Origin of the sequence: Allomuricauda sp. TY007, from assembly GCF_010468565.1 — a bacterium.
Lineage (GTDB): Bacteria > Bacteroidota > Bacteroidia > Flavobacteriales > Flavobacteriaceae > Flagellimonas.
In genome coordinates this window covers 41,314-65,430 of sequence record NZ_WUEG01000002.1, presented here as the reverse complement: position 1 = coordinate 65,430, position 24,117 = coordinate 41,314, and the positions used below count along the sequence as shown (strand labels likewise).

Sequence of the window (24,117 nt, the reverse complement as noted above, 5' to 3'; positions counted from 1 at the left end):
ATAATAAAATTGTTGATTGTTTCGCTAAAATACCCCAATTGAAACAGAGATGCGACTATTTTGCATATTTTTGGCGCAAAGAACATCCAAACTACCTGCAAAACAAGTATATAGACCAAATGACAGCCAAGAACAACAGGTTATTTTTTATTGATGCCATGCGGGCATGGGCTATTTTGATGATGCTCCAAGGGCACTTCATAGATGGTTTGTTGGATCCTGTTTTCAGGGATACCAACAATTCCCTATACAATATTTGGCTTTATTTCAGGGGAATTACAGCTCCAGTGTTTTTTACAGTTTCCGGTTTCATTTTCACCTATTTGCTGATTCGGGTTCCACAGACTGGAATGGAAAATCCTAGGGTTTCCAAAGGGATTCGTCGGGGGTTGCAACTTTTGGCCATCGGTTATTTGCTCCGATTGAACCTTGGAGGCCTGCTCAAAGGTGAAATATATGATTCTTTTTATTTTGTGGACGTCCTGCATTGTATTGGACTTTCCATTTTGGGTTTGATCGGTGTTTATGTGCTTACGGCCAAAAAGAAAAAATATGTGTTCCCAACCACTCTTGTAATCATTACCCTGGTGCTTTTCCTATTTGAAAGGATTTATAAAGATTGGTCTTTTGCCTTTTTGCCCGATTTTTTGGCCAATTACTTTACCAAAGCCAATGGGTCGGTGTTTACCATAATCCCTTGGTTTGGTTACACCACCATAGGTGCGTTTATCTCCGTACTGTTCACTAGGTTCAAAAATTACAGGTATTTGTATCCTGCTGCCATTTCCATTGCATTGACGGCCGGTTATTTGTTGATTTATCAATCTACCAATGCTTTTGAATTGGTTTATGAACGAACAGGATTTAAGTTCCTCGGACTACTTTTGACCAACAACTACCTATTTATTCGACTAGGGAATGTTTTTGTGGTGTTTGCCGTGTTTATGATACTTCGCCAATTGATGACGAACAAAACCGTTTTAAACATCGGAGCGAGTACACTGTCCATTTATGTGATTCACTTCGTCATTCTTTACGGAAGTTTCACTGGCTTGGGGTTGTACCGTTTCTTTAATCATTCCTTTTCTCCGGAAATCGTGATTCCCGGTGCTCTCGCCTTTATGATTGCCTGCACATATTTTGCATTGCAATACAATAAGTACGAAGCTAACATTAAATCACAGTTGGCTTGGGGCGTTTCTTACACTAAAAACCAGCTTATCGAATTGAAAGAAATTTCTATTCCTGTACTTCGAGAAATTTTTATTAGAGTTCGACTGTTCCTCAGAAGAGTTTTACGTACGGTTAAAAACTAAAAAAAGCATCCAATCCTTGGACTGAATGCTTTGTTATAATTGTAATACGTCATTCTGAATTTATTTCAGAATCTCATCAGACCAATAACATATGATTATGAGAACCTGAATCAAGTTCAGGTTGACGAAAATTCCATCTACACATGCAGAGCCCTATCATCAGTTGCGGCTAAAGCAGCTTCTTTAACAGCTTCTGCAAAGGTTGGGTGTGCATGGCTCATACGGGAAATATCCTCGGCAGATGCCCTAAACTCCATTGCGGTAACGCCTTCGGCGATTAAATCGGCACAACGTGCCCCGATCATGTGAACACCCAATACTTCGTCGGTGTTTTTATCGGCAAGGATCTTCACAAAACCATCAATGTCCATACTGGCTCTGGCTCTCCCCAAAGCTCGCATCGGGAACTGACCTGTTTTGTATGCCACACCTTCTTCTTTCAATTGTTCTTCTGTTTTGCCCACAGCGGCTACTTCTGGCCAAGTATAGACAACTCCAGGAATCAAGTTGTAATCGATATGTGGTTTTTGTCCTGCCAATACTTCAGCTACAAAAGTCCCTTCTTCTTCGGCTTTATGGGCCAACATGGCACCTTTTACCACATCGCCAATGGCGTAAATATTGGAAACGTTGGTCTGCAAGTGTTCGTTCACTTCTACTCTACCACGATCATCCAATTTTACTCCGGCAGCTTCGGCATTCAATCCATCGGTATAAGGCTTGCGCCCCACACTTACCAAACAATAGTCTCCTTTTATGGTAATTTCTTTGCCTTTTTTGTCATCGGCTTTTACGATTACCTCATCACCTTTGCGCTCCACGGATTTTACTTTGTGGGACAGGTTGAACTTGACCTTTTGTTTTTTCATTACTTTGGTGAGCTCTTTGGACAAAGCACCATCCATTCCAGGAATAATACGGTCCATAAACTCCACTACGGTAACATCGGCACCCAAGCGCTTATATACCTGACCCAATTCTAACCCGATCACTCCTCCTCCAATCACAATCAAGTGTTTTGGAACTTCTTTCAGTTTCAAGGCTTCGGTAGAAGTGATTACTCTTTCTTTGTCAATATCAATAAAAGGCAAGGATGAAGGTTTCGACCCTGTGGCTATAATGATGTTTTTAGCTTCAATGGTTTCTTCACCATCTTCCTTGGCAATCTTAACGTGCGTAGCGTCCTTGAAACTTCCAACTCCGTGGTAAACATCGATTTTATTTTTGTCCATCAAAAAATCTATGCCTTTGGTGGTCTGGTCGACCACACCTTGTTTGCGGGCGATCATTTGCTCTAAGTTTACTTTTACCTCCCCTGGAATTTCGATACCGTGTTCCTCGAAGTGCTTTACGGCATCTTCGTAATGGTGTGACGAATCCAAAAGTGCTTTGGATGGAATACAACCAACGTTAAGACAGGTTCCGCCAAGGGCTGCGTATTTTTCTATTATTGCCGTTTTCATTCCCAATTGGGCACATCGAATGGCCGCTACATAGCCTCCAGGTCCAGAGCCGATGATTGCTACATCATATTGATTCATATTGTATTATTTGTAAGGATAATTGTCAAAAAGCTTTGTTTCTTTAAAACAAGCGTAAAAATACAAATGTTTTTCGGGACAGTCTCAATCAATTATGTAGCAAAAGAAACAAGTTTCAAGTATAAGTTAAACTTCAAGAGCAATTGTCCCTTGAGTGGACCATAGGGGTATTTTTTTCTAGAGTGGACACACCCGCCTACGGCTGACACGAATTTCACCAATTGCCCGAATCAAGATCGAGAACAGAAAATTAGTGATGATTCGTGAAATTTATGTCAAAAGGAAAATAGAACAAAAAGACAGGGATCAACAAACCTGTGGTAAACAAAAATTCCATGTATGACCACGAATTATTTTATGCCATTTCTGAGCCGACCAACAGGAACATGAGAAATCTACTTTGTGATGTGTTCCCGGGTTTCTTTAAAAAATGAATTCGCCTCCCTTCGACTACGCTCAGGGGCCGGCAGGAATGACACTTGAACTTGAAAACCAAGAACGGACTTCCGACTTCGTACATCGTACTTCGGATATCAAGTTCAGAAACAAACAACTCAATAATCGAATAACCCAAAAACAAAACCGCCAAAAAACCCGTAGGCACTCCGGCGGCATGTTTCAAAACCTATTTTAAAAATCAATTACATTCCTCAAATGCATATTGGCCTATGTAATCCCAAGAATGGTTGTCGTACAGGTTTTGGAAAGCACTGTAACCTTCACTACCTAAACAAATGGCCAGATTGTCCAACCCCAATGTAATGCCCTCAGGGCCTCCGTTCTGCTCCAAATAATTGTTCCAGCCTATAAATGTGCTGCCCAGATTGGCCTTGGACATCCCCGAATTGTCCAGCATACCAATCATAGTTGTTACACTGCCAATATCCCAACCACCAAGGTCTTGATTAAAGGATGTTGCTCCTTTGAACATATTTTCCATAGTAGTCACATTATTAACATCCCAATCGCTGACATCCCCATTAAAGGAGGTGGCATCTCTGAACATTGACCCCATACCGGTCACATGGCTCACGTCCCAGCCACTAAGGTCCCCGTTAAAGGAAGTGGCACCGGCGAACATTCCTATCATAGTGGTCACATGACTCACATCCCAGTCACTAAGGTCTCCATTAAAGGAGGTGGCTTCATAAAACATACCACTGGTGCTGGTTACCTTGGATAAGTCTGGTACGTCTGTGGCATTATACACCATGTTTTCGCAATTGCCAAAAGTATAGCTTAAATATTCCCACTTTATGCTGCCCCATTGTTCCAAACTTAAAAGCTTCGAAGAATATTGTGGGTCGTTAAAAAGAACAGTTGGAAACTCTCCATGTATGGCCACGGTATAGGTGCCTGCGGAAGCATAGATATGGGAAGGATGTCCATCATCCTCAGTAAGCCCTTCTACCGTGCCATCGCCCCAATCTATGGTATAGTTGTAAGTGTAATAGTTATTTATTATTTCAAACGTTATCTCTTCCCCATCGGTCTCGGTCTTCCAAGTGGTGACAAAAGACTTAGGGTCTTCGGCCAAGGTATCTCCATCATTTATAACTATAATTTTCACCGCTACTTCCACGGTCGCATTATCATCTTCAACACTTACGGTAATGTGGTGTTCTTTGCTTGTTTCATAATCGAGCTGTTGTCCGGCGGCCAAGCTTAGTTCACCTGCTTCGCTGATAGCAAACAGCCCATTGTCGTTGGTGGGAATGTTAAAAACAAGGTCTGCTATATCCGTGTCGGCATCTTCGACCTCAAAGGTGTGGATCAATTCTTCTGTGGATATGTCTTCGCTTACTTCAAACTCGTAGGCTTTCTGCGCAAAAACGGGTACACAATCGCAAATGGTAATTTGGCCAGTATCCTGCCTTACTCCATCGGATACCTCAACGGTAATCTTGTGAAATTGAGGAGCCTCAAGGTCAAGTTCTTTGCCCGCTTTTATGCTTAAAAACCCTGTCTTAGGGCTTATCTCGAACATATCACTATCATCTGCAGCAATATTATAGGTAAGCTTGGTGCCCATATTGGAATCGTATGCCTTTACTTCGGCTACCGTTTGGCCACCAGTTATCGCTTCGGGCACATGAAAGGATTGATCATATATTACTGGGGGTTGATTGGCGAATGACTTTGGACCATCATCTTTTTCGCAGGACCAGAGCATTACCAAGGCTATTACTGTTGTTCCAAATTTGTTCAATGTGCTTTTCATGACTAAAATTTATAGGGTAATTAAAGCAAGATGCAGAGTTTACGCGAACTTTTTAGGCATGATCTTATGAACACCTTGTTTGGATTGATGGATGCACGGGTTGAGTTGATGAGGTTTGGGACAGTAGGCAGATTTCAGTAGGCAGTATGCAGTAGGCGGGTAAGTTCAAACTCAGGTGATTCAAGAACAAAAACATTCGTGGTCATTCTTGGAATGGGCATCAAAAAGGAAAAGAACCCAGACCGCTAAACTGTTAGACGTATAACCGTGTCCAGCAATATAACAACCAAGAACGGTCTTCAGACGTTTCAACTTTAGTTTATCCTGAGCATAGCCGAAGGGCTCAACGTAACACTTCTAACATCGGACTTCGTGCTTCCGACTAAGTCATTAGGTTATTGCACCCTGCTTACTTCAAACTTACTTCTGAGTCAAATGTCAGGTTCAAGTACCAAGTTCAATAAACCGAATAACTTAATAACAAAATAACCCAATTATAGAACAATAAATCACCCACCGATGTGCACGGATGGCGTATTCTTTACCTCCTTGATCACAAAGGAACTTTGTGTATTGCCGATATTGGCTATTGCGGTTAGTTTGGTGAGCATAAACTCGCGATAGCTCTTCATGTCCTTTACAAATATTTTTAAGATATAATCGTAATCCCCGCCCACATGGAAGCATTCGGAAACTTCCTTAAGCTGCAGGACCTCACGTTCAAATTTGATAACATTCTCCTTGGTGTGCTGTACCAAACGTATCTGACAAAGCACCATAAAATCGCGGCCCACCTTCACCTTGTCCACCAAAACGGTGTATTGCGTAATCACCCCGTTGCGCTCTAAACGCCGGATGCGCTCATAAACGGCTGTTTTGGACAAATGCAAAGCATCTGCATATTGTTTGGTGGTTTTTTTGCTGTCGTTTTGGAGCAATCTAAGCAACTCAATATCTACATTATCCAGTTTCATACCGACGATTTTTCTAATTGAAACATCAAAAATCCAATTTTACGGAACAATTTCCTAATATTTCCATGAAATAAGATTATTTATCCTCATTTATCATAATCTATTGATTTTAGGTCTATATATTTTTATTTTTACTAAAAACAGCTCATTATGGACTATAAAGCATCGGAACATATTCAAGACCTTCAATATTTTGGTGAATTCGGAGGTGTAAACCCCTCCATATCAGATTCTTCTACCTACACATTTCTGTCAGCAAAAACCATGTTCGATACCTTTGAAGGGAACACGGAAGGCTGTTATTTGTACAGTCGCCACTCCTCCCCGTCCAACTTGTATTTGGGCGAGGCCATGGCACAATTGGAAGGCACGGAATCGGCCAATGTGTATGCTAGCGGGATGGGCGCCATTACCGCAGTGATTCTTCAATTGTGCGATGCCGGGGACCATATTGTGTGTAGCCGAACCATTTACGGTGGGACCTACGCTTTCCTGAAAAATTTTGTAAAGAAGTTCAATATGGACGTTTCCTTTGTGGATATTACCGATTTGGAAACCGTGGCGAACTCCATCACACCAAAAACCAAGATGATCTATTGCGAGGCGGTCAGCAATCCTTTGCTGGAAATTGCGGACATTCCTTCGTTGTCCAAAATCGCCAAGAAAAATAATATGCCCTTGGTGGTGGACAATACGTTTTCACCGCTTACCATCAACGCAGCAAAGCTGGGTGCCGATATTGTAGTGCACAGTCTTACCAAATTCATCAACGGTAGCAGTGATTGTGTTGCCGGCGCTGTTTGTGCCTCAACCGATTTTTGTTTGAGCTTAAAAGATGTGAACAATGGAGCCGGAATGCTTCTGGGCAGTACGTTGGATAGCTTACGTGCCGCTTCCATTTTGAAGAATATGCGAACGTTGCACATCCGAATAAAAAAACATAGTGAAAATGCCCACTACCTCGCCGAACAGTTTGAAAAAGATGGTTTAAAAGTAGTGTATCCCGGCTTGGAAAGTCATTCCGGGCATCGGTTGATGAAATCCCAAATGAACCCAGAATACGGTTTTGGCGGAATGCTTACCCTTGATGTAGGTTCCGTGGAACGGGCAAATACCTTAATGGAACTGATGCAAAAAGAAAAATTGGGCTATTTGGCAGTAAGCCTTGGCTTTTACAAAACCTTGTTCAGCGCTTCGGGAACTTCCACATCTTCAGAAATTCCAGAAGAAGAACAAAAGGAATTGGGTCTATCCCAAGGACTTATCCGTTTTTCCATTGGTCTGGACAATGATATCCGAAAGACATACACCACCATGCGAAGCTGTATGGAAAAGTTGGATATTCTATCGCCAGATGCAAGTTTGACCTAGTTAAGTCGACTAATGCAGTTTGCACAACATGGTGCAAAATCGTAATATTACCTCTTAACAAACTCAGACCAAATGCCGAACAAAGAGGAAAAACCAAAATTTAGGGAAGACGAACATATTGTAGAAAACAAACAACTGAGCATCACGGAAGCGTTGATACCTGTTTTCGCCCTTGTGGCCATGCTCGCCTACAATGTTTTTGTTTTTGGTGATGACGCCCTGAGCGGTTCCAACCAGTTTATCCTCTTAATGGGCGGTGCAGTCGCAGCAATCGTTGGTTTTTTCAATAAGGTATCCTATGATCAAATGATTGATGAGGTCGCCGAAAATGTTCGGTCCACCACAGGTGCTTTGCTTATCCTTTTAATGGTAGGTGCGTTGTCCGGGACTTGGTTGGTTAGCGGAATTATTCCCGCGATGATCTATTACGGACTTCAAATTTTGAATCCCACCATATTTTTGGCCGCCTGTGTAGTAATCTGCGCTATTATTTCCATTGCCACGGGAAGTAGCTGGACCACGGCGGCAACTGTTGGTATTGCCTTGATAGGTATCGGCGAGGCCTTGGGCATTTCGTTGGGAATGACGGCAGGCGCTGTGCTTTCCGGTGCTTACTTCGGGGATAAAATGTCACCATTGAGCGATACCACCAACTTGGCCCCTGCCATGGCCGGAGGGGATTTGTTCTCCCACATCCGCTATATGACCTACACAACCGTACCGACTATTGTGGTTACCTTGATTGTTTTTATTATTCTTGGTTTTACAATTGATACATCCGGAGTGGCGGACACAAGTTCGCTCCTTACCAATATTGGGTCTACCTTCAATATTAATGGTTGGCTGTTTATTGTACCCTTGGTCGTAATTGGATTGATTCTTAAAAAGGCGCCACCATTGATGGCTCTTTTGGTAGGAACTTTGTTGGGCGGTGTGTTTGCGCTAATTTTCCAGCCTGACATCGTAGCCAATATTGGTGGAGGTACCGCGTTGAATTTTGAAACAGGGTACAAAGGAATTATGAATGCTATAACTGTTGAAACGAATATAGCCACCGACGACCCAGCCTTGAACGATTTGTTCTCTTCTGGCGGTATGGACGGTATGCTCGGCACCATTTGGTTGATTGTCTGTGCCATGGTATTCGGGGGCATCATGGACGGTATCGGGGCTTTGGAACGCATCACGGAATCCCTTTTAAAATTGGCAAAGACCACTTTTGGACTGTTCGCAAGCACCGTAGGAAGCTGTTTGGCCTTGAACGTAACCGCTTCCGACCAGTATTTGGCCATTGTAGTGCCCGGAAAAATGTTCTCGAAAGCCTATGAGGAACGTGGTCTTGCCCCCGAAAACCTGAGCCGGTCATTGGAAGATTCAGGAACAGTGACTTCCGTTCTGGTGCCTTGGAACACTTGTGGTGCCTACCACAGCAGTGTTTTGGGTGTTGGTGTCGGTGAGTACTTCCTGTATGCCATTTTCAATTGGTTAAGCCCTATAATGACGTTGCTTTTTGCTGCTTTCCGAATCAAGATCAAGCAACTTACCACCACGGCCTCTGAATAAATTTTATTTCAGCTTTTCCAATACATCGACTTCTTTGAGAAGTCATCAAAAATTGATGTGCAATTTTGCCACAACCTCAATTTTGATGGTGCTTTTTTATTGCATAGTCACACCTTATCAAGCCATAAGAAATACAAATTTTTAAGTTGGTAAAAGCCATAAAACCGCCCTATTTTTGCTATTCGAAATTTATAAAAACATCCAATAAATGACTTTAGTAGGAAGAAAATTTCCAAACATTGAAGTAAACGCCATCGACGAATTGGGCGACACATTCAAAATCAATATTTTAGAGAAAGCCAAAGCCGAAAACAAGAAAGTATTGTTGTTCTGGTACCCTAAAGACTTCACTTTTGTGTGTCCGACCGAGCTTTTTGCCTTTCAACAAAACCTAAGTGAGTTTGAAAAAAGGAATACCATTGTTATCGGAGCTTCTTGTGATACTGCCGAAGTGCATTTTGCATGGCTGAACACTGAAAAGGACAACGGAGGAATAGAAGGTGTAACCTACCCTATCGTTTCTGACAGCAATAGAAACTTGGCTTCTGCCTTGGGAATCTTGGACATCATGAAAGAAGACTATAACGAGGAGACCAATTCTGTTGTAGTGGAAGGTGACAACGTTACCTACAGAGCCACTTATTTAATTGATGAAGAAGGGACCGTATTCCACGAAAGCATCAATCACATGCCATTGGGTAGAAACGTGAAGGAATTTTTGCGTTTGGTAGATGCCTACACTCACGTTCAGGAAAAAGGAGAAGTTTGTCCAGCGAATTGGGAAGAAGGAAAACAAGCCATGAACGCGGACAGAGCTGGTGTTTCCGATTACTTGGCCAATCACGTAAACTAAGCACTATGGTTGTAGAATTGGACAAAGACAATTTAAGCGAGGTCATTGCCAACAATGACAACGTAGTGGTGCAGTACAGCGCATCTTGGTGTGGCAACTGCAGGATCATGAAGCCAAAGTTCAAAAAGGAAGCCTCTTTGAACGAAGATATAAAGTTTGTAATGGTCGATGCCGAAAAATTCCCAGAATCCAGAAAGCTGGCCAACGTGGACAATTTGCCCACTTTTGCCGCTTTTTCAAAAGGGGCATTAAAGAATCAGGTACAGACCAATAAATATGTTGTTTTAAAAGACTTGATCAATGAAGTTGCCCATAATTAAACAGTTGGTCAATTTTGCCGAAGAGCACGACGAGGATTATCTTCAGGAAACTGCAGATACCCTAGAAAGTGTTTGCGAAGTCTCTAGCCTCAAGGATGAGGAACTGGATATGATCGGGGAATTGATCTCCAATATTTATGGCGCTTTGGAAGTATCCAACGAAATCAAGAACGGAACTCCTAAAAAAGAAGCGCTTAACGGTTTTATGTCCAGAGTGCTCGGCTCCATAGATAAGTAACATATATTATATAAAACAGCAAATAAGAACCTTCCCGTAACAGACTTCGGGAAGGTTTTTTTAGTATTTTTGACACCGAGCCGCATTAAACTTTCGGCTAGAAGGTTAATGTCAAAAAAATATTTGAAGCATTCTAAATGCCCAAAGAATCTTTTCTTCAGAATAGGATAAAAAGCGTAGGATATGCCCTAAAGGGCATGTTTCTGTTATTGCGCACAGAGCCCAGCATTAAAATTCAGTTCGTTATAACATTGGTGGTCACAGCTTTTGGGTTTTATTTTCAAATATCGAACACCGAATGGATTCTCCAACTGTTGGCCATTGGTTTGGTAATGGGTGTGGAAGGAGTAAACACTGCCATTGAAAAAATATGTGACTATATCCAGCCCGATTTGGACCCTAAGATTGGGTTGATAAAAGATATTTCCGCAGGAGCCGTTATGATAGTATCGGTCTTGGCAAGCATTGTTGGCCTTATCATCTATGTGCCTAAAATTTTTTAGCAAAATCCAACACCCCGAGTAGCAAGGTAAATTTGTAACTTAGCCCCGCTTAAAAACAATTGATGGCCAAAAAACGAACAAAATCCAAATCAAAAAAAACTACTTCTACTGCCAAGAAGAAGGTAACCTTTAAGCCTTCCAAGCAGAACAAGATTATTTTTGGCAGCCTTTTGATCGTTCTCAGCATTGCGCTTTTTTTCTCTTTCATGTCGTTTTATTTCACATGGCAAGAGGATCAAAGCATGCTGTCCCAATTTGCGGACCGTAATGCCCAAGCAAGCAACCTGCTCAATAAATTTGGGGCCGGTGTAAGCCACTTTTTTATGTACAAAGGCTTTGGTTTGGCCTCTTTTGTGTTTCCGTTCTTATTGGCCGTCACCGGGCTCTATCTCTTTTTGGGATTGAATGGAAAACGATTGATCTCCAAATGGATTTGGGGGCTGGTCGGAGTCATCTGGGGATCCATTGCACTTGGTTTTTTTGCTGCGGATTTTCCATTGTTGGGTGGCCTTATCGGTTACGAAATGAACGATTTTCTTCAAGATTATACAGGTAAGGTCGGTGTGTTCTTGATTTTGATATTTGTTTTGATGGTAATCTTGGTCCGACTGTTTAATTTTACACCCGAAGGGTTTGCCAACTTCTTCCGCAGACAGAAACAAAAAATCAAATCTGATTTTAATGAAGAACCTTCAATCCACAACACCCAAACCATTAATGAAGATGGGGAGGGCAGTATTGAGTTGAGTACAGATGATAAGGTTCCTGAAAAAATAGACACCTACACCCATAAAGAAAACATTCCTCCGTTAAACGAGGAAGCGGGACTCGATGTAAATCTTCCGCAAGAGGAAGAATCCGATATTGATCTAAAAGTTGAAGAAACACCCGTTGAAGAAGAAGAAACCGATGTAACAGCTGCCAGATTGGTAAAGGATTTTGGGGAATTCGACCCAAAACTGGAACTAGGAAATTATAAGTTCCCTACCCTTGACCTTTTGGAAGCGCACGGTGCTTCTGGCGGTATCACCATCAACCAAGAGGAGCTCGAGGAAAACAAAAACCGAATTGTAAGCACTCTCAAAAACTATAAAATTGGAATTGCCCAGATTAAAGCGACCATTGGTCCCACGGTAACGCTTTACGAAATTGTTCCAGAGGCCGGCATCCGTATTTCCAAGATCAAAAACTTGGAAGATGACATAGCACTTTCCTTGGCGGCGTTGGGAATCCGAATCATTGCCCCTATTCCTGGCAAAGGAACCGTGGGTATTGAGGTTCCGAACAAAAATGCCACCATTGTTTCCATGCGTTCGGTAATCGCTTCCAATAAATTCCAGAAAGCGGAAATGGAATTGCCCATTGCCTTTGGAAAAACCATTAGCAACGAAACTTTTGTGGTTGACCTTGCCAAAATGCCCCACATGCTTATGGCAGGTGCTACGGGTCAAGGTAAATCCGTAGGGTTAAACGCCGTCATCACATCCCTACTCTACAAAAAGCATCCCGCAGAGGTTAAATTTATTTTGGTAGACCCCAAAAAGGTGGAATTGACCCTTTACAACAAAATTGAACGTCACTTTTTGGCAAAGCTGCCCGATTCCGAAGAAGCTATCATAACGGATAACACCAAGGTAATCAACACCTTGAATTCGCTTTGTATTGAAATGGACAACCGTTACGAGCTGCTCAAGTCGGCCATGGTGCGAAACGTTAAGGAATACAATGCCAAGTTCAAGGCCAGAAAATTGAATCCGAACGATGGACATAAATTCTTGCCATACATTGTTTTGGTGATAGATGAGTTTGCTGATTTGATTATGACAGCGGGCAAGGAAGTGGAAACACCCATTGCCAGATTGGCACAATTGGCACGTGCCATTGGCATTCACCTGATCATTGCCACACAAAGACCATCGGTTAACGTAATTACCGGTATCATCAAGGCCAACTTCCCTGCTAGGATAGCATTTAGGGTAACCTCAAAAATTGACTCTAGAACCATTTTGGATGCACAAGGCGCTGACCAGCTTATCGGTCGCGGAGATATGCTCTACACCCAAGGAAATGACGTTACAAGGTTGCAATGTGCTTTTGTGGATACACCAGAAGTGGCAAAAATTACCGAATACATCGGTTCGCAACGTGCATACCCCGAAGCGCACTTACTGCCAGAGTATGTAGGCGAGGAATCTGGCACAAGTCTTGATAATGATATCGCGGAAAGGGATGCTATGTTCAAAGAAGCTGCAGAAGTTATCGTAACCGCTCAGCAAGGTTCCGCTTCCCTTATCCAACGTAAATTAAAATTGGGATACAACAGGGCCGGTAGAATTATAGACCAATTGGAAGCTGCCGGAATTGTGGGGCCATTTGAAGGAAGTAAAGCAAGACAAGTATTGGTCCCCGATATGTATTCTTTGGAACAACTATTAGAAAATGAAGCAAAATAAGACCATGATCAAGAAAAGTATTCTTTTTATAGCATTGTTTACCGTTGGATTAGCTTCTTACGGACAGAACTCCGATAAAGCCAAAGCACTTTTGGACGAAGTGTACAACAAAGTACAGAGCTACGACAATATTTATATTGATTTCCAGTCCACCTTGGAAAACACCGAAGCCGATTTAAAACAGGAAACCAACGGAAACGTAACACTCCAAGGAGAAAAGTACCTACTCAATTATTTTGGGGCCAAACAAATGTACGATGGCAACAAAGTGTACACCGTAGTTCCCGAAAACGAAGAAGTGACCATTGAGGACGTTAACGAAGACAACGACAACGTAAGCCCCTCCAAAATGTTGACCTTCTACAAAACGGGACATAACTACCAATGGGATATCCTTCAAAATGTAGGGGGCAGAAAAATCCAATATGTAAAATTAATCCCCATCGACTCCAATACGGAAATCAAATCCGTGCTGTTGGGTGTGGATACGCAGACCAAACACATCTATAAACTCATTCAAACGGGCAACAATGGCACCAAAACCACCATTACCGTTAATTCTTTCAAAACCAATCAGCCCATATCAAGTACTCTGTTTACCTTTGACGAGAAAAAATACGAGGACAAAGGATATTATATCATAAGAAACTAGGCATTGAAAATACTTGATCAGTATATACTAAGAAGATTTCTTTACAACTTCTTCAGTTCTTTTTTCATTCTCATCGTCATATTCATTTTTCAGGGAATATGGCTATTCATTGATGATTTGGCGGGAAAAGGACTGGGCATGGTAATTATTGGCAAGTTTATTTTCTACTTTATCCCAACTTTGGTGGACAAAGTGTTGCCGCTTACGGTACTCCTCTCCTCCATCCTTACCTTTGGTACATTTGCGGAAAACTATGAGTTTGCTGCCATGAAAGCTTCGGGTATATCGTTGCAACGTGGTATGCGAAGCCTTATCGTGTTTGTACTGTTCTTAGGTGTAGTCACTTTCTTTTTTGCCAATGATGTGATACCAATATCAGAACAAAAAATGTTCAACCTAAGGCGAAACATTGCCAAAGTAAAACCAGCAGCCGCCATTACCGAAGGTGTTTTTAGTGATTTTGAAGGAACTGGCGAGGGCATGAACATTAAAGTGGACAAAAAACATGGAGAGCAAGATCGCTTTTTGGATAATGTCATCATCCATAAAAAAACAGATCAGAACATCAACAATACCGTAATCAAGGCAAAATCCGGTGAGTTGATCAGTAGCGAGGAATCGGACATTATCCAATTGGTATTGAAAGATGGAAACTACTACGAAGAGGTTATGCCCAAAGATGCCAAAGAACGCCGTAAACAACCTTTTGCCAAATCAAATTTTGAAACCTACACCATCAATATTGATATTTCGGAACTCAATGATCAGGATTTGGAAGAAGATCAGAACATCACCACAAACAAGATGAAAAATGTGGGACGGCTCATTAAGGATATTGATTCCCTTCGCGAAAACAACCTTGAAAAAGTAGTTGCATTTTCCAAAAACGTCGTTAATCGTATGGGCGCATTTCCATCCAAAGTGCCAAAAGATACTACCAAACAAAATTTAGAGCTCATTCAACCCCCAAAAAAGGTAGAGAAGACCGAACAGGATTCCATTAAAACCATTGATGGATTTATTCAAAGCTTGGAACAGTGGGAACAAATTCAAGTAATGAAAAAAGCCCAGAACGAGGTTTCCAGTATATTGAACACAGTGACTTCCAAAAAGAACGAGCTGCAAAGCAGATACAAGTTCTATAACAGCCACATTCTATCGCTGCATCAAAAATATGCACTGGCGCTTTCGTGCATCATTTTGTTTTTTGTAGGTGCGCCATTAGGAGCCATCATTCGCAAAGGGGGATTGGGATTGCCCATGGTGGTTGCTATCATTTTATTTTTAACCTATTATTTTATCGGTGTATTTGCCGGCAACTATGCCAAGGAAGGAAACATTCACCCCGCCATTGGGGCCTGGCTCCCAACAATGATCATGCTGCCCTTGGGCATATCGCTCACCAGACGTGCAACTGCGGATAAGGGGTTAGTAGGATTTGGTCACTTTATAGACCGCATCAAATCAATATTTAAAAAGAAAGATAAAGAAGCTGAAGATCAATGATCGCCAAAAACAAAAAAATACAACTAAACGCCATTGAAGAAGCCATTGCCGACGTTAGAGACGGTAAGGTAATTATTGTAGTGGATGATGAAAACAGGGAAAACGAAGGCGATTTTATTGCTGCTGCTGAAAAAGTTACCCCCGAAATGATCAATTTTATGGCCATGCACGGCCGTGGGCTTATCTGTGCCCCCTTAACCGAGGATAGGTGCGAGGAACTGGAGCTGAACATGATGGTACAAAACAACACGGTATTGCACCAGACCCAGTTTACCGTTTCCGTGGATTTATTGGGGTATGGATGCACAACGGGCATCTCGGTTCACGACAGGGCCAAAACCATTAGTGCCCTTGTAAACAAAGACACCAAACCCCACGAACTGGGAAAGCCTGGACATATTTTCCCGCTCAGGGCAAAAAATGGAGGCGTATTAAGGCGTACCGGGCACACCGAGGCTGCAATAGACTTTGCAAGATTGGCCGGCCTGGAACCTGCAGGTATTTTGGTGGAAATTTTGAACGAGGATGGAACCATGGCACGATTGCCACAATTGATGAAGGTTGCCAAAAAATTTGACCTTAAAATTGTTTCCATTGAGGATTTGATCGCGTACCGCATGGAACATGATAGCCTTATAGAACTTAAAGAGGCATTTAACATAAACACCAGATTCGGAGAATTTAGACTTCGGGCATATAAGCAGACAACAAACGATCAAGTACACATTGCCTTGCTAAAGGGAAATTGGAAAAGTGGAGAACCTGTTCTTACCCGTATTAATTCCACGCTAGTGAACAATGATATGCTGGGCACTTTGACCAACAATCCTGATGAGGCACTGCAACGCATGTTCAATGCATTGAACGCCGAAGAAAAAAGTGCCATTATTTTTATAAATCAAGAAAACCAATCCATGAACCTATTGAGTAGATTGTCCGAATTCAAAAAGCTTCAGGAAGAGGGAATCAACAAGGCTCCAAAGATTGAAATGGACAACAAGGACTTTGGCATTGGTGCACAAATACTTCACGATATCAATATTTCCAAGATTCGATTATTGACGAATTCCGGACAAACCAAGCGTGTGGGCATGGTAGGTTACGGTCTTGAGATAGTGGAATATGTGAATTACTAATAGACAAATACAAGTTCAAGAATCAAGTTCTAGTTTGTCATTCTGAAAGTGTAAAACATTTGGCGAATCTTTCAACCAAAAAGCATTACTCTCATTACTGTAAAGGTTAACAGATTCGTGGCCATTAGTGCAATTCGTGTCTGCTGGTAGACAGGGGTCATTGTAGTTTGATGCTCGTCACGTTGAGCCCTTCGGATACGCTCAGGAAAAACTAAGGTTGAAATGTCGAAAGTCAGTGGTCAGGCGTGCCTTATCTTTTTACCGAAAAAGAGATTCTTCGTTTCACTCAGAATAATCATATTAATCAACTACCTCGGGACAAACCTTAAACCCATTTAATTGGGATTGATAAAACTAGTGGTTCAAAAATATTAATCAAAAGTATAAGCTGAACTTGCCCGTCTACGGGGCGGGCAAGTTCAGGTTCACAAAAATTGATTTTACAGATGGACTTTGTTAAAGGTTCAGGTTGAGACCCACCCTAAAATTTCGGCCACGAGTTGTGAAACCAAGCAGTTCCCTGTAATCCTCATTCAACAAGTTGTCTGCATTCAAGAACACATTCAGCTTGTTTTTAATCAATTCGTGTCTAATGGAAAAGTTCAATAACGAGAATGGATCTAGGGCAATGTCGGAATTAACGGCAAAATCCGTATCAAAACGTTCGCCTGTGTAAGCGTAGCTTAATGAAGCGTTTGTGGTTTCACAAAACTGGTACCACAAGGATACATTGGCCTTGTGCTTTGGAATACGAATGGCATTGTCCCCTTTTCTTTCTGTGAAGGTATAGTTGGCATTCACGCTAAAAGTACTCCAAGGCAACCACGTAGCTTCCACTTCTACCCCGTTGGCATCGATTTCATCCGCCACATTGATGCTCATAAAATTGGCATCATAACCAATGGCATTGGTCTCATTTCTATCAAAATAAACCGTACTGATTCGGAATGTTTTATCCAATTTGAATTCCAGACCACCTTCAATGGTCGAGTTTTCTTCAGGTTCCAACTCTGGATTCCCTCCAAAGGCACCGAACAACTGCGTTAAATTAGGCGTGATGTACGATGTAGCATACGATCCCATCAACTTTACATAACCATTGTCAGTATCAAACACAAATGATGGATTCACGTTGTACACAAAATGGTTTCCATATTCAGAATGATTATTCAATCGAGCACCCGCATTCAAGTTCAGTCCAAAATCTGAAACATACACCACATTGGCGTAGGGATCCACAATGGCAAAATCAACATCTTCGGTAAAAACAGCTTCATCTTTAATATAGTTTACTCCTAAAATGGTATGGAATTGCTCACCAAAAACATATTTGTTGTACACATCCAACACCCAATTGCTTCCCTCGGTGGTGCTTTCGCCAAAGGTATCATTGGCCACGGATTCATAATCGGTAAACGCTGTATTTAGGTGGACCGAACCTTTGCCATAACCGAATTCGGATGACAACCCAACTCTTTGCTGCTCATTCTCACCCAAATTGGGAGCTTCGGCCATAGTTGCGTCATATTCATTCTTGAACTTAGTCTGATTTCCATAAACCTGAACCCCAAAGTTTTCTGTAAACTGATAACCTAACTTTACATTGGTACTGTAGTGGGAGAAAACATCCTCTTCATTCTCAGGTGTAACGGCAGCAGACAATCCACTCTTATATCGATTTGAAAAATCAACCCCATAATTGAACTTGCCCAAAGTACCGTTTACATTCGCTGAATTTTGGATACTACCAAGGTTATAATTTTGGTCTTCCGCCGTTTGATTGGTCCCTATGCTGGTTTCAAAATTACCAGCAATCTTCTTTTTGGAACTCTTTTTTGTAGTGATGTTGATTACCGCAGTAACCGCATTGGTACCATAAAGCGTACTTGCCGCTCCTTTTATAATCTCGATGGACTCAATAGTGTTGGGTGACAACAATCGAAGATCATACTCCGCCGAAAATGTGGATGGATCCTGCACACGAACTCCATCAATAATAATCAAAACTTGACGTCCACGACCACCTCGGGCATACACCCCAAGTACATCTCCATCACGACCTCGGCTACCGGCAATTTCAATACCGCTTTTGGTGTTGATGATTTCCGCAACCGTCCTGCCTTGGTTGCGTTGCATTTCCTCAGCAGTGATTTTGATGACCGTTTTTCCTGAGTTTTCTCTTTTCAACTCAAATTTTGAATCGCTGACAACAACCTCGTCCAGTCGCTGCACCTTAAGTGAATCTTGCTGTACATTTTGCGCAAAAATCCCCTTGCCCGCCAATAGTGCGGTAATTAACCATAAATGATTTTTTTTCATTTCGTTTAATTGAATAAACGGGAGAATAGTATGTGATGCATACGTAAACTTTTATCCCGAAAGTTTAACATTGTTTGTTTGAACTTGGCAGGTCTCCTGGCTTGTATATTGTCGTCTACCTTCCCACCCATTTGGGCAGTGGTTTAGAAGTTGAGACAATTACCTAGTACGTACTGATGCCCAAAAAACATCAGTGGCGATTCGGCACATACATTTACAGTTGCGGGAACAGCTCCGGTTTTGCACCGGATTCCCTTTTAATCCCACGGAAACTCCGTGCGAACCAAAATTCGGGGTCAAAGCTAATCAATCTGTTTAATCTTTCATGCAAAACCTTACAATGATTTTCCGTCTGTCAACCTGAGCTGTCATCCAGGGCGCAGTCGAAGGGTCTAAAATGTCTCGACTCCACTCGACATGACAATCTTATCTTTAATAATGAGATTTCTTAAACTCCAGAAATACTTAAATAATCTTACTTTTGACGCATGGCAAAAAAACAGTGGTCAATTCTATTTCTGAGCTTCCTTTTGATGGGTTTGATGAGTTGCAAACAATCAAAAAAAACACAACCGGCTCAGCATCAAGAAATAGCATCAACTATTACGTACGCCACTGGGTTTACAGTAAAAAAAGAAGCCAATTTTACTGTGATAGAAGTCTCTGCAGCTTGGCCTGGAGCAAACAATTTTAAATACGCCTTGGTTCCCAAGGAAAAATTGGCCACAATTACTTTTCCACGTGATGCCTACGATGCCATCATTGGCACGCCCATTGAAAAAGTGGTCCTTACCTCCACCACTCATATTGAACCTCTAAAACAATTGGGGGAACTCAATACAGTGGTCGGATTCCCCAATACGGATTATATATCATCTCCAGAGGCACGAAAACTGGTGAAAAATGGTCAAATCCAAGATTTGGGCATGAACGACATGCTCAACACCGAAATGGTGCTTGAACTTAATCCAGAGCTCATTTTCGGGTTTAGTATCAATAATGAAAATAAAGCTTACGACATTATTAAAAAAGCGGGCACCCCCGTAGTTTACAATGGCGACTGGGTGGAACATACACCTTTGGGAAAAGCGGAATGGATAAAGTTCTTTGCTCCTTTCTATCAAAAAGAGGCCTTGGGCGATAGCATTTTCAAAGCTGTTGAATCATCTTATAAACAAGCTAAAGCATTGGCACAAAAAGCCAAGTCCAGACCAAGCGTGCTCACTGGCGGATTATATAAAGATGTGTGGTACGTGGCAGGAGGTAACAGTTGGATGGCCCAGTTTTTGGAAGACGCCAATGCCAATTATCTGTGGGCAGACAACAATGAAACAGGAAGTATAGGACTAAGCTTGGAATCGGTTTTGGAAAAAGCACAAAATGCCAAATATTGGTTCAACCCATCTGCGGAAACAACCTATGCCGATTTGGTCAAAGCCAATCCACACCATCAACAGTTTGATGCTTTTAAAAACAAAAAAGTGTACTCCAACGCCATTGAAAAGGGAGAAACAGGTGGACTTATTTTCTATGAATTGGCTCCACATCGGCCAGATGTAGTCTTAAGGGATTTCATCAAAATATTGCACCCGGAGCTATTACCGGAACATCAATTGCAATTCATTAAACCATTACAGTAAATGCAAGGAACAAAAACATATCGCATTTCCTTTCTGTTTTTGATACTGGCGCTATTGTGTTCTTGGCTCTTGAACATTAGCTCAGGCTCGGTTTCCATCCCATTTACGGATACGGTATCCACCTTGCTCGGAAAAACTCCCGAAATTACATCTTGGGAATATATTATTAGGGAATATCGTATGCCCAAAGCATTTACCTCCATTTTGGTGGGAGCAGGACTATCTTTGAGCGGACTTTTAATGCAAACCTTGTTCCGTAACCCCTTAGCAGGCCCATTTGTGCTGGGAATAAGTTCGGGAGCCAGTTTAGGTGCCGCTTTACTTTTGATGGGCACCTCTTTATTGGCAGGGTATACATCGTTTACCTTTTTGGGCGATGTTTCCTTGGCCATTGCTGCCAGTATCGGTAGCTTTTTGGTTCTCTTGATAGTTATGATTGTTGCCCAACGTATAAAGGACACCATGGCTCTATTGATCATTGGACTGATGTTCGGAAGCATTACCTCGGCCATTGTGAGCGTTCTGGCCTATTTTTCCAGTGCAGAAAGCCTCCAACGTTTCATTTTTTGGTCGTTCGGAAGTGTGGGCAACCTATCCATGAACCAATTGATTTTACTGGGAGGCATTGTCTTTTTAGGTGTTTTGCTGAGTATTATCTCCATAAAATCGTTGAACGCTTTTCTCTTGGGCGAAAACTATGCGCAAAGCCTTGGTGTTTCTTTGAAAAAATCCCGATTGACCATTATTATAGCCACAGGAGTATTAGCTGGCGGGATTACAGCCTTTGCAGGACCAATTGCTTTTGTGGGCTTGGCCGTGCCGCACCTTACCCGTCAAATTTTTAATACGATGGAACACAAAGTGTTGATTCCCGCCGTAATGCTTTACGGCGCAATTTTAATGCTGCTGTGCGATACGTTGGCACAATTGCCCAATTCCGCTAGCGTGTTGCCCATTAACGCCATCACATCCTTGGTGGGAGCACCTGTAGTGATATGGCTTTTGGTTCGTAAACGTAAAATGATGTTCTGATGGTGAAAATTGGCAAAAACATAGTATCGGTTACAGATTTGGCCATCGGGTATGAATCCAAAACAGTTGCTGAGCGTATCAATTTTGAGTTGGAAACTGGAATGCTATGCGGCGTTGTGGGCATCAACGGCATCGGAAAATCGACTTTACTGCGTACTTTAGGGGGATTTCAGCCTAAACTTGATGGAAACATTAAATTGAAGGGCCAAAATCTGGAGAAATATACCTCATCCACCCTATCCAAAGAACTCAGCGTGGTGTTGACAGAGCAGCCTGCTTCCAAAAACCTGACCGCACAAGAGTTGATTGCATTGGGACGACAACCCTACACCAATTGGCTGGGTACTTTGACCAAAGAAGACAAACAGCAAATTCAAGCCAGCTTGGATGCCTTTTTGTTGGATAAACTCCGAAACAACAAATGTCATGAACTTAGTGATGGGCAGCTACAACGAGTATTGGTAGCTCGCGCCATGGCACAGGACACCTCTTTGATTCTTCTGGATGAACCCACGACACATTTGGACCTCTATCACAAAGTGCAGATTTTAAAGATGCTTCAGGAATTGGCGCACAACAAACAGAAAACCATCCTATTTACCACACACGAAATCGAATTGGCCATTCAGTTGTGCGACCGTATATTGATCTTGGACGGAAAGAACCATCCCTTCGGAGACCCTTGTCAACTTATTGAAAAAAAACACTTTGACCGTTTATTCCCTTCGGAAATGGTGCAGTTTGATGCTAAAACAGGTTCTTTTAAAGTGACCAAGTAAATTTCGAACCGATCAACAGGAGCGTGAGAAATCTACTTTGTAATGTGTTCCCAGGTTTCTTTAATAAATGGATTCCTGCCTTTGCAGGAATGACAAACTCAAGCATCAAGTTCAAGAACCAAGACTTCTGAAGTTCAGAGTTCGGAGTTATTCGGTTATTGAATTACTGCAAACTGCCACTGCCGACTGCGTACTGCCAACTGCCAACTGCTCTTGCCAACTGCTCTTGCCAACTGACATCGGACTCCTTGCTTCGGACATCCGACTTCCGACTGCGAACTCATTTTATGGATTTCTGCTTTGGAAGAAATGATATTTTATCTTTGTAATCCGTTATCTTTATCCTTCAGAAACTTTTTCATGAGCACGGAACTTATCTATGTAATTATTGGCATTATCGCATTGGCTATTGGCCTGTTTGTGGGGATGTACATTCAAAAACTAAAAACCAAGTCCACCGAAAGTGTTTGGGGGGAACGGGAACAGCAACTGAACACCACTATCAAATCCTTGAACGATAAATTATTGCAAAGCGACGAGGAGCAAAAACAACTCCAGCACGAAAAAGAACAACAAAGCAATCAAATTGTGCGGTACCAAGCCGATTTGGAGAATCTTCAATTAAAGAACAAGGAGCAAAAGGAAGAGGTTGAAAAACTTCAGGAAAAATTCACCAAGGAATTTGAAAACCTCGCTAACAAAATCTTGGACGAGAAAAGTGAGAAATTCACCAAGAGCAACAAAGAAAACATTGAAAATATCCTGACACCCCTCAACAAAAAAATTAAGGAGTTTGAGGAAAAGGTAGAGAAATCACAAAAGGAAAATATCAGCATTCACTCTGCTTTAAAAGAGCAATTGCTCACCTTACAGACCCAAAACCTGAAAATAACCCAAGAGGCCGAAAACCTGACCAAAGCCCTGAAAGGGGACAGCAAAATGCAAGGAAATTGGGGGGAATTGGTTTTGGAACGCGTTCTGGAAAAATCTGGTTTAGAGAAAGATAGGGAGTACAGTGTACAACAAAGCTTTAAGCGTGCAGATGGCACAAGAGTGTTGCCCGATGTTATCATCCACTTGCCCGACGGCAAAAAAATGGTGGTGGATTCCAAGGTTTCGTTAACGGATTACGAGCGATACACCAATGCAGAAGAAGAGGACAAACCTAAATTTTTAAAGGATCACATCAATTCTTTGCGTAAACACGTGGAGCAACTATCTTCCAAAAAGTACGAAGACCTCTACGAAATGGAAAGTCCTGATTTTGTGCTGATGTTCGTACCCATTGAGCCTGCATTTGCCGTAGCCATAAACGAAGATGTATCATTGTACAACAAAGCTTTTGAGCAAAACATCGTTATTGTTACCCCTTCTACGCTACTGGCCACGTTACGCACCATTGATTCGATGTGGAGCAACGAAAAACAACAACGAAACGCCATTGAAATTGCCCGTCAGGCAGGAGCGCTTTACGATAAATTCGAAGGCTTTGTCTCCGACCTTACCAAAGTGGGCAAAAAAATGGACGAGGCCAAGAATGAATACCGCGGTGCCATGAACAAGTTGGTCGAAGGAAGGGGAAACATTGTCACCTCAATTGAAAAGTTGAAGAAAATGGGGGCCAAAGCCAAAAAGTCGCTCCCCGAACCTATTTTAAAACGTGCCCATGAGGACAATTTTGAGGAAATGAACTAAAACAC

20 protein-coding genes and 1 riboswitch are annotated in these 24,117 nt (G+C 42.1%); of the genes, 16 read left to right on the top strand and 4 right to left on the bottom strand.

Annotated elements, in window-relative coordinates:
- Positions 1-38 precede the first annotated feature (38 nt).
- Complete coding sequence (locus GO009_RS02170; RefSeq protein WP_306770384.1) at positions 39-1,316, top strand: heparan-alpha-glucosaminide N-acetyltransferase domain-containing protein; 1,278 nt, start codon at positions 39-41, stop codon at positions 1,314-1,316.
- A 137-nt stretch (positions 1,317-1,453) separates the two neighbouring features.
- Here the strand turns inward: GO009_RS02170 and lpdA are convergent, their stop codons facing one another.
- Entirely contained in the window at positions 1,454-2,857 is a 1,404-nt protein-coding gene (gene lpdA, locus GO009_RS02165; protein ID WP_163624514.1) for a dihydrolipoyl dehydrogenase, read from the bottom strand.
- Between the two features lie 430 nt (positions 2,858-3,287).
- Here lpdA and GO009_RS02160 point away from each other — a divergent pair, with 430 nt between their 5' ends.
- A complete protein-coding gene (locus GO009_RS02160; protein WP_163624513.1) occupies positions 3,288-3,491 on the top strand; it encodes a hypothetical protein in 204 nt (67 codons plus the stop codon).
- A 3-nt stretch (positions 3,492-3,494) separates the two neighbouring features.
- Here GO009_RS02160 and GO009_RS02155 read toward each other — a convergent pair whose 3' ends face one another.
- Complete coding sequence (locus GO009_RS02155; RefSeq protein WP_163624512.1) at positions 3,495-5,078, bottom strand: BspA family leucine-rich repeat surface protein; 1,584 nt, start codon at positions 5,076-5,078, stop codon at positions 3,495-3,497.
- A 509-nt stretch (positions 5,079-5,587) separates the two neighbouring features.
- Positions 5,588-6,052 carry an Lrp/AsnC family transcriptional regulator gene (locus GO009_RS02150; RefSeq protein WP_163624511.1) on the bottom strand — a complete coding sequence of 155 codons (465 nt, stop codon included), beginning with the start codon at positions 6,050-6,052 and terminating at the stop codon, positions 5,588-5,590.
- Between the two features lie 150 nt (positions 6,053-6,202).
- Between GO009_RS02150 and GO009_RS02145 the strand changes: the two genes are divergently transcribed.
- The 10 genes from GO009_RS02145 to ribB all read left to right on the top strand — a co-directional run bounded on the left by GO009_RS02145 (position 6,203) and on the right by ribB (position 16,647).
- Positions 6,203-7,423: an aminotransferase class I/II-fold pyridoxal phosphate-dependent enzyme gene (locus GO009_RS02145; RefSeq protein ID WP_163624510.1), complete on the top strand. Its 1,221-nt coding sequence runs from the start codon at positions 6,203-6,205 to the stop codon at positions 7,421-7,423.
- 72 nt (positions 7,424-7,495) lie between these two features.
- The gene (gene nhaC, locus GO009_RS02140) at positions 7,496-8,986 is read left to right on the top strand and encodes a Na+/H+ antiporter NhaC (protein ID WP_163624509.1); all 1,491 of its coding nucleotides are present in this window, start codon (positions 7,496-7,498) and stop codon (positions 8,984-8,986) included.
- 208 nt (positions 8,987-9,194) lie between these two features.
- Complete coding sequence (locus GO009_RS02135) at positions 9,195-9,839, top strand: peroxiredoxin (protein ID WP_108247238.1); 645 nt, start codon at positions 9,195-9,197, stop codon at positions 9,837-9,839.
- A gap of 5 nt (positions 9,840-9,844) precedes the next feature.
- The gene (locus tag GO009_RS02130) at positions 9,845-10,159 is read left to right on the top strand and encodes a co-chaperone YbbN (RefSeq protein ID WP_163624508.1); all 315 of its coding nucleotides are present in this window, start codon (positions 9,845-9,847) and stop codon (positions 10,157-10,159) included.
- Positions 10,140-10,397, top strand: coding sequence for a hypothetical protein (locus GO009_RS02125; protein ID WP_014034574.1), 258 nt, complete (start codon positions 10,140-10,142; stop codon positions 10,395-10,397). The genes GO009_RS02130 and GO009_RS02125 overlap by 20 nt, the downstream gene beginning before the upstream one ends.
- 137 nt (positions 10,398-10,534) lie before the next feature.
- Positions 10,535-10,900 carry a diacylglycerol kinase family protein gene (locus GO009_RS02120; RefSeq protein WP_163624507.1) on the top strand — a complete coding sequence of 122 codons (366 nt, stop codon included), beginning with the start codon at positions 10,535-10,537 and terminating at the stop codon, positions 10,898-10,900.
- 62 nt (positions 10,901-10,962) lie between these two features.
- Positions 10,963-13,353: a DNA translocase FtsK gene (locus tag GO009_RS02115; protein WP_163624506.1), complete on the top strand. Its 2,391-nt coding sequence runs from the start codon at positions 10,963-10,965 to the stop codon at positions 13,351-13,353.
- 4 nt (positions 13,354-13,357) lie between these two features.
- Entirely contained in the window at positions 13,358-14,005 is a 648-nt protein-coding gene (locus GO009_RS02110; RefSeq protein WP_163624808.1) for an outer membrane lipoprotein carrier protein LolA, read from the top strand.
- Between the two features lie 3 nt (positions 14,006-14,008).
- Positions 14,009-15,511, top strand: coding sequence for an LptF/LptG family permease (locus tag GO009_RS02105; protein WP_163624505.1), 1,503 nt, complete (start codon positions 14,009-14,011; stop codon positions 15,509-15,511).
- Positions 15,508-16,647, top strand: a complete 1,140-nt coding sequence (gene ribB, locus GO009_RS02100; protein ID WP_163624504.1) for a 3,4-dihydroxy-2-butanone-4-phosphate synthase — start codon at positions 15,508-15,510, stop codon at positions 16,645-16,647. The genes GO009_RS02105 and ribB overlap by 4 nt, the downstream gene beginning before the upstream one ends.
- A gap of 456 nt (positions 16,648-17,103) precedes the next feature.
- On the opposite strand, the gene GO009_RS02095 is transcribed toward ribB, so the two are convergent.
- Positions 17,104-18,966, bottom strand: a complete 1,863-nt coding sequence (locus tag GO009_RS02095) for a TonB-dependent siderophore receptor (protein ID WP_163624503.1) — start codon at positions 18,964-18,966, stop codon at positions 17,104-17,106.
- Between the two features lie 68 nt (positions 18,967-19,034).
- Positions 19,035-19,269, bottom strand: a riboswitch (cobalamin riboswitch).
- Positions 19,270-19,454: 185 nt separating this feature from the next.
- Here GO009_RS02095 and GO009_RS02090 point away from each other — a divergent pair.
- From GO009_RS02090 to rmuC, 4 genes are all read left to right on the top strand, one after another.
- Positions 19,455-20,606, top strand: a complete 1,152-nt coding sequence (locus GO009_RS02090; protein WP_163624502.1) for an ABC transporter substrate-binding protein — start codon at positions 19,455-19,457, stop codon at positions 20,604-20,606.
- Positions 20,607-21,638: an iron ABC transporter permease gene (locus GO009_RS02085; RefSeq protein WP_163624501.1), complete on the top strand. Its 1,032-nt coding sequence runs from the start codon at positions 20,607-20,609 to the stop codon at positions 21,636-21,638.
- A complete protein-coding gene (locus tag GO009_RS02080) occupies positions 21,638-22,417 on the top strand; it encodes an ABC transporter ATP-binding protein (RefSeq protein ID WP_163624500.1) in 780 nt (259 codons plus the stop codon). Before GO009_RS02085 ends, GO009_RS02080 begins: the two co-directional genes overlap by 1 nt.
- 360 nt (positions 22,418-22,777) lie before the next feature.
- Positions 22,778-24,112: a DNA recombination protein RmuC gene (gene rmuC, locus GO009_RS02075; RefSeq protein ID WP_163624499.1), complete on the top strand. Its 1,335-nt coding sequence runs from the start codon at positions 22,778-22,780 to the stop codon at positions 24,110-24,112.
- Positions 24,113-24,117: the final 5 nt, after the last annotated feature.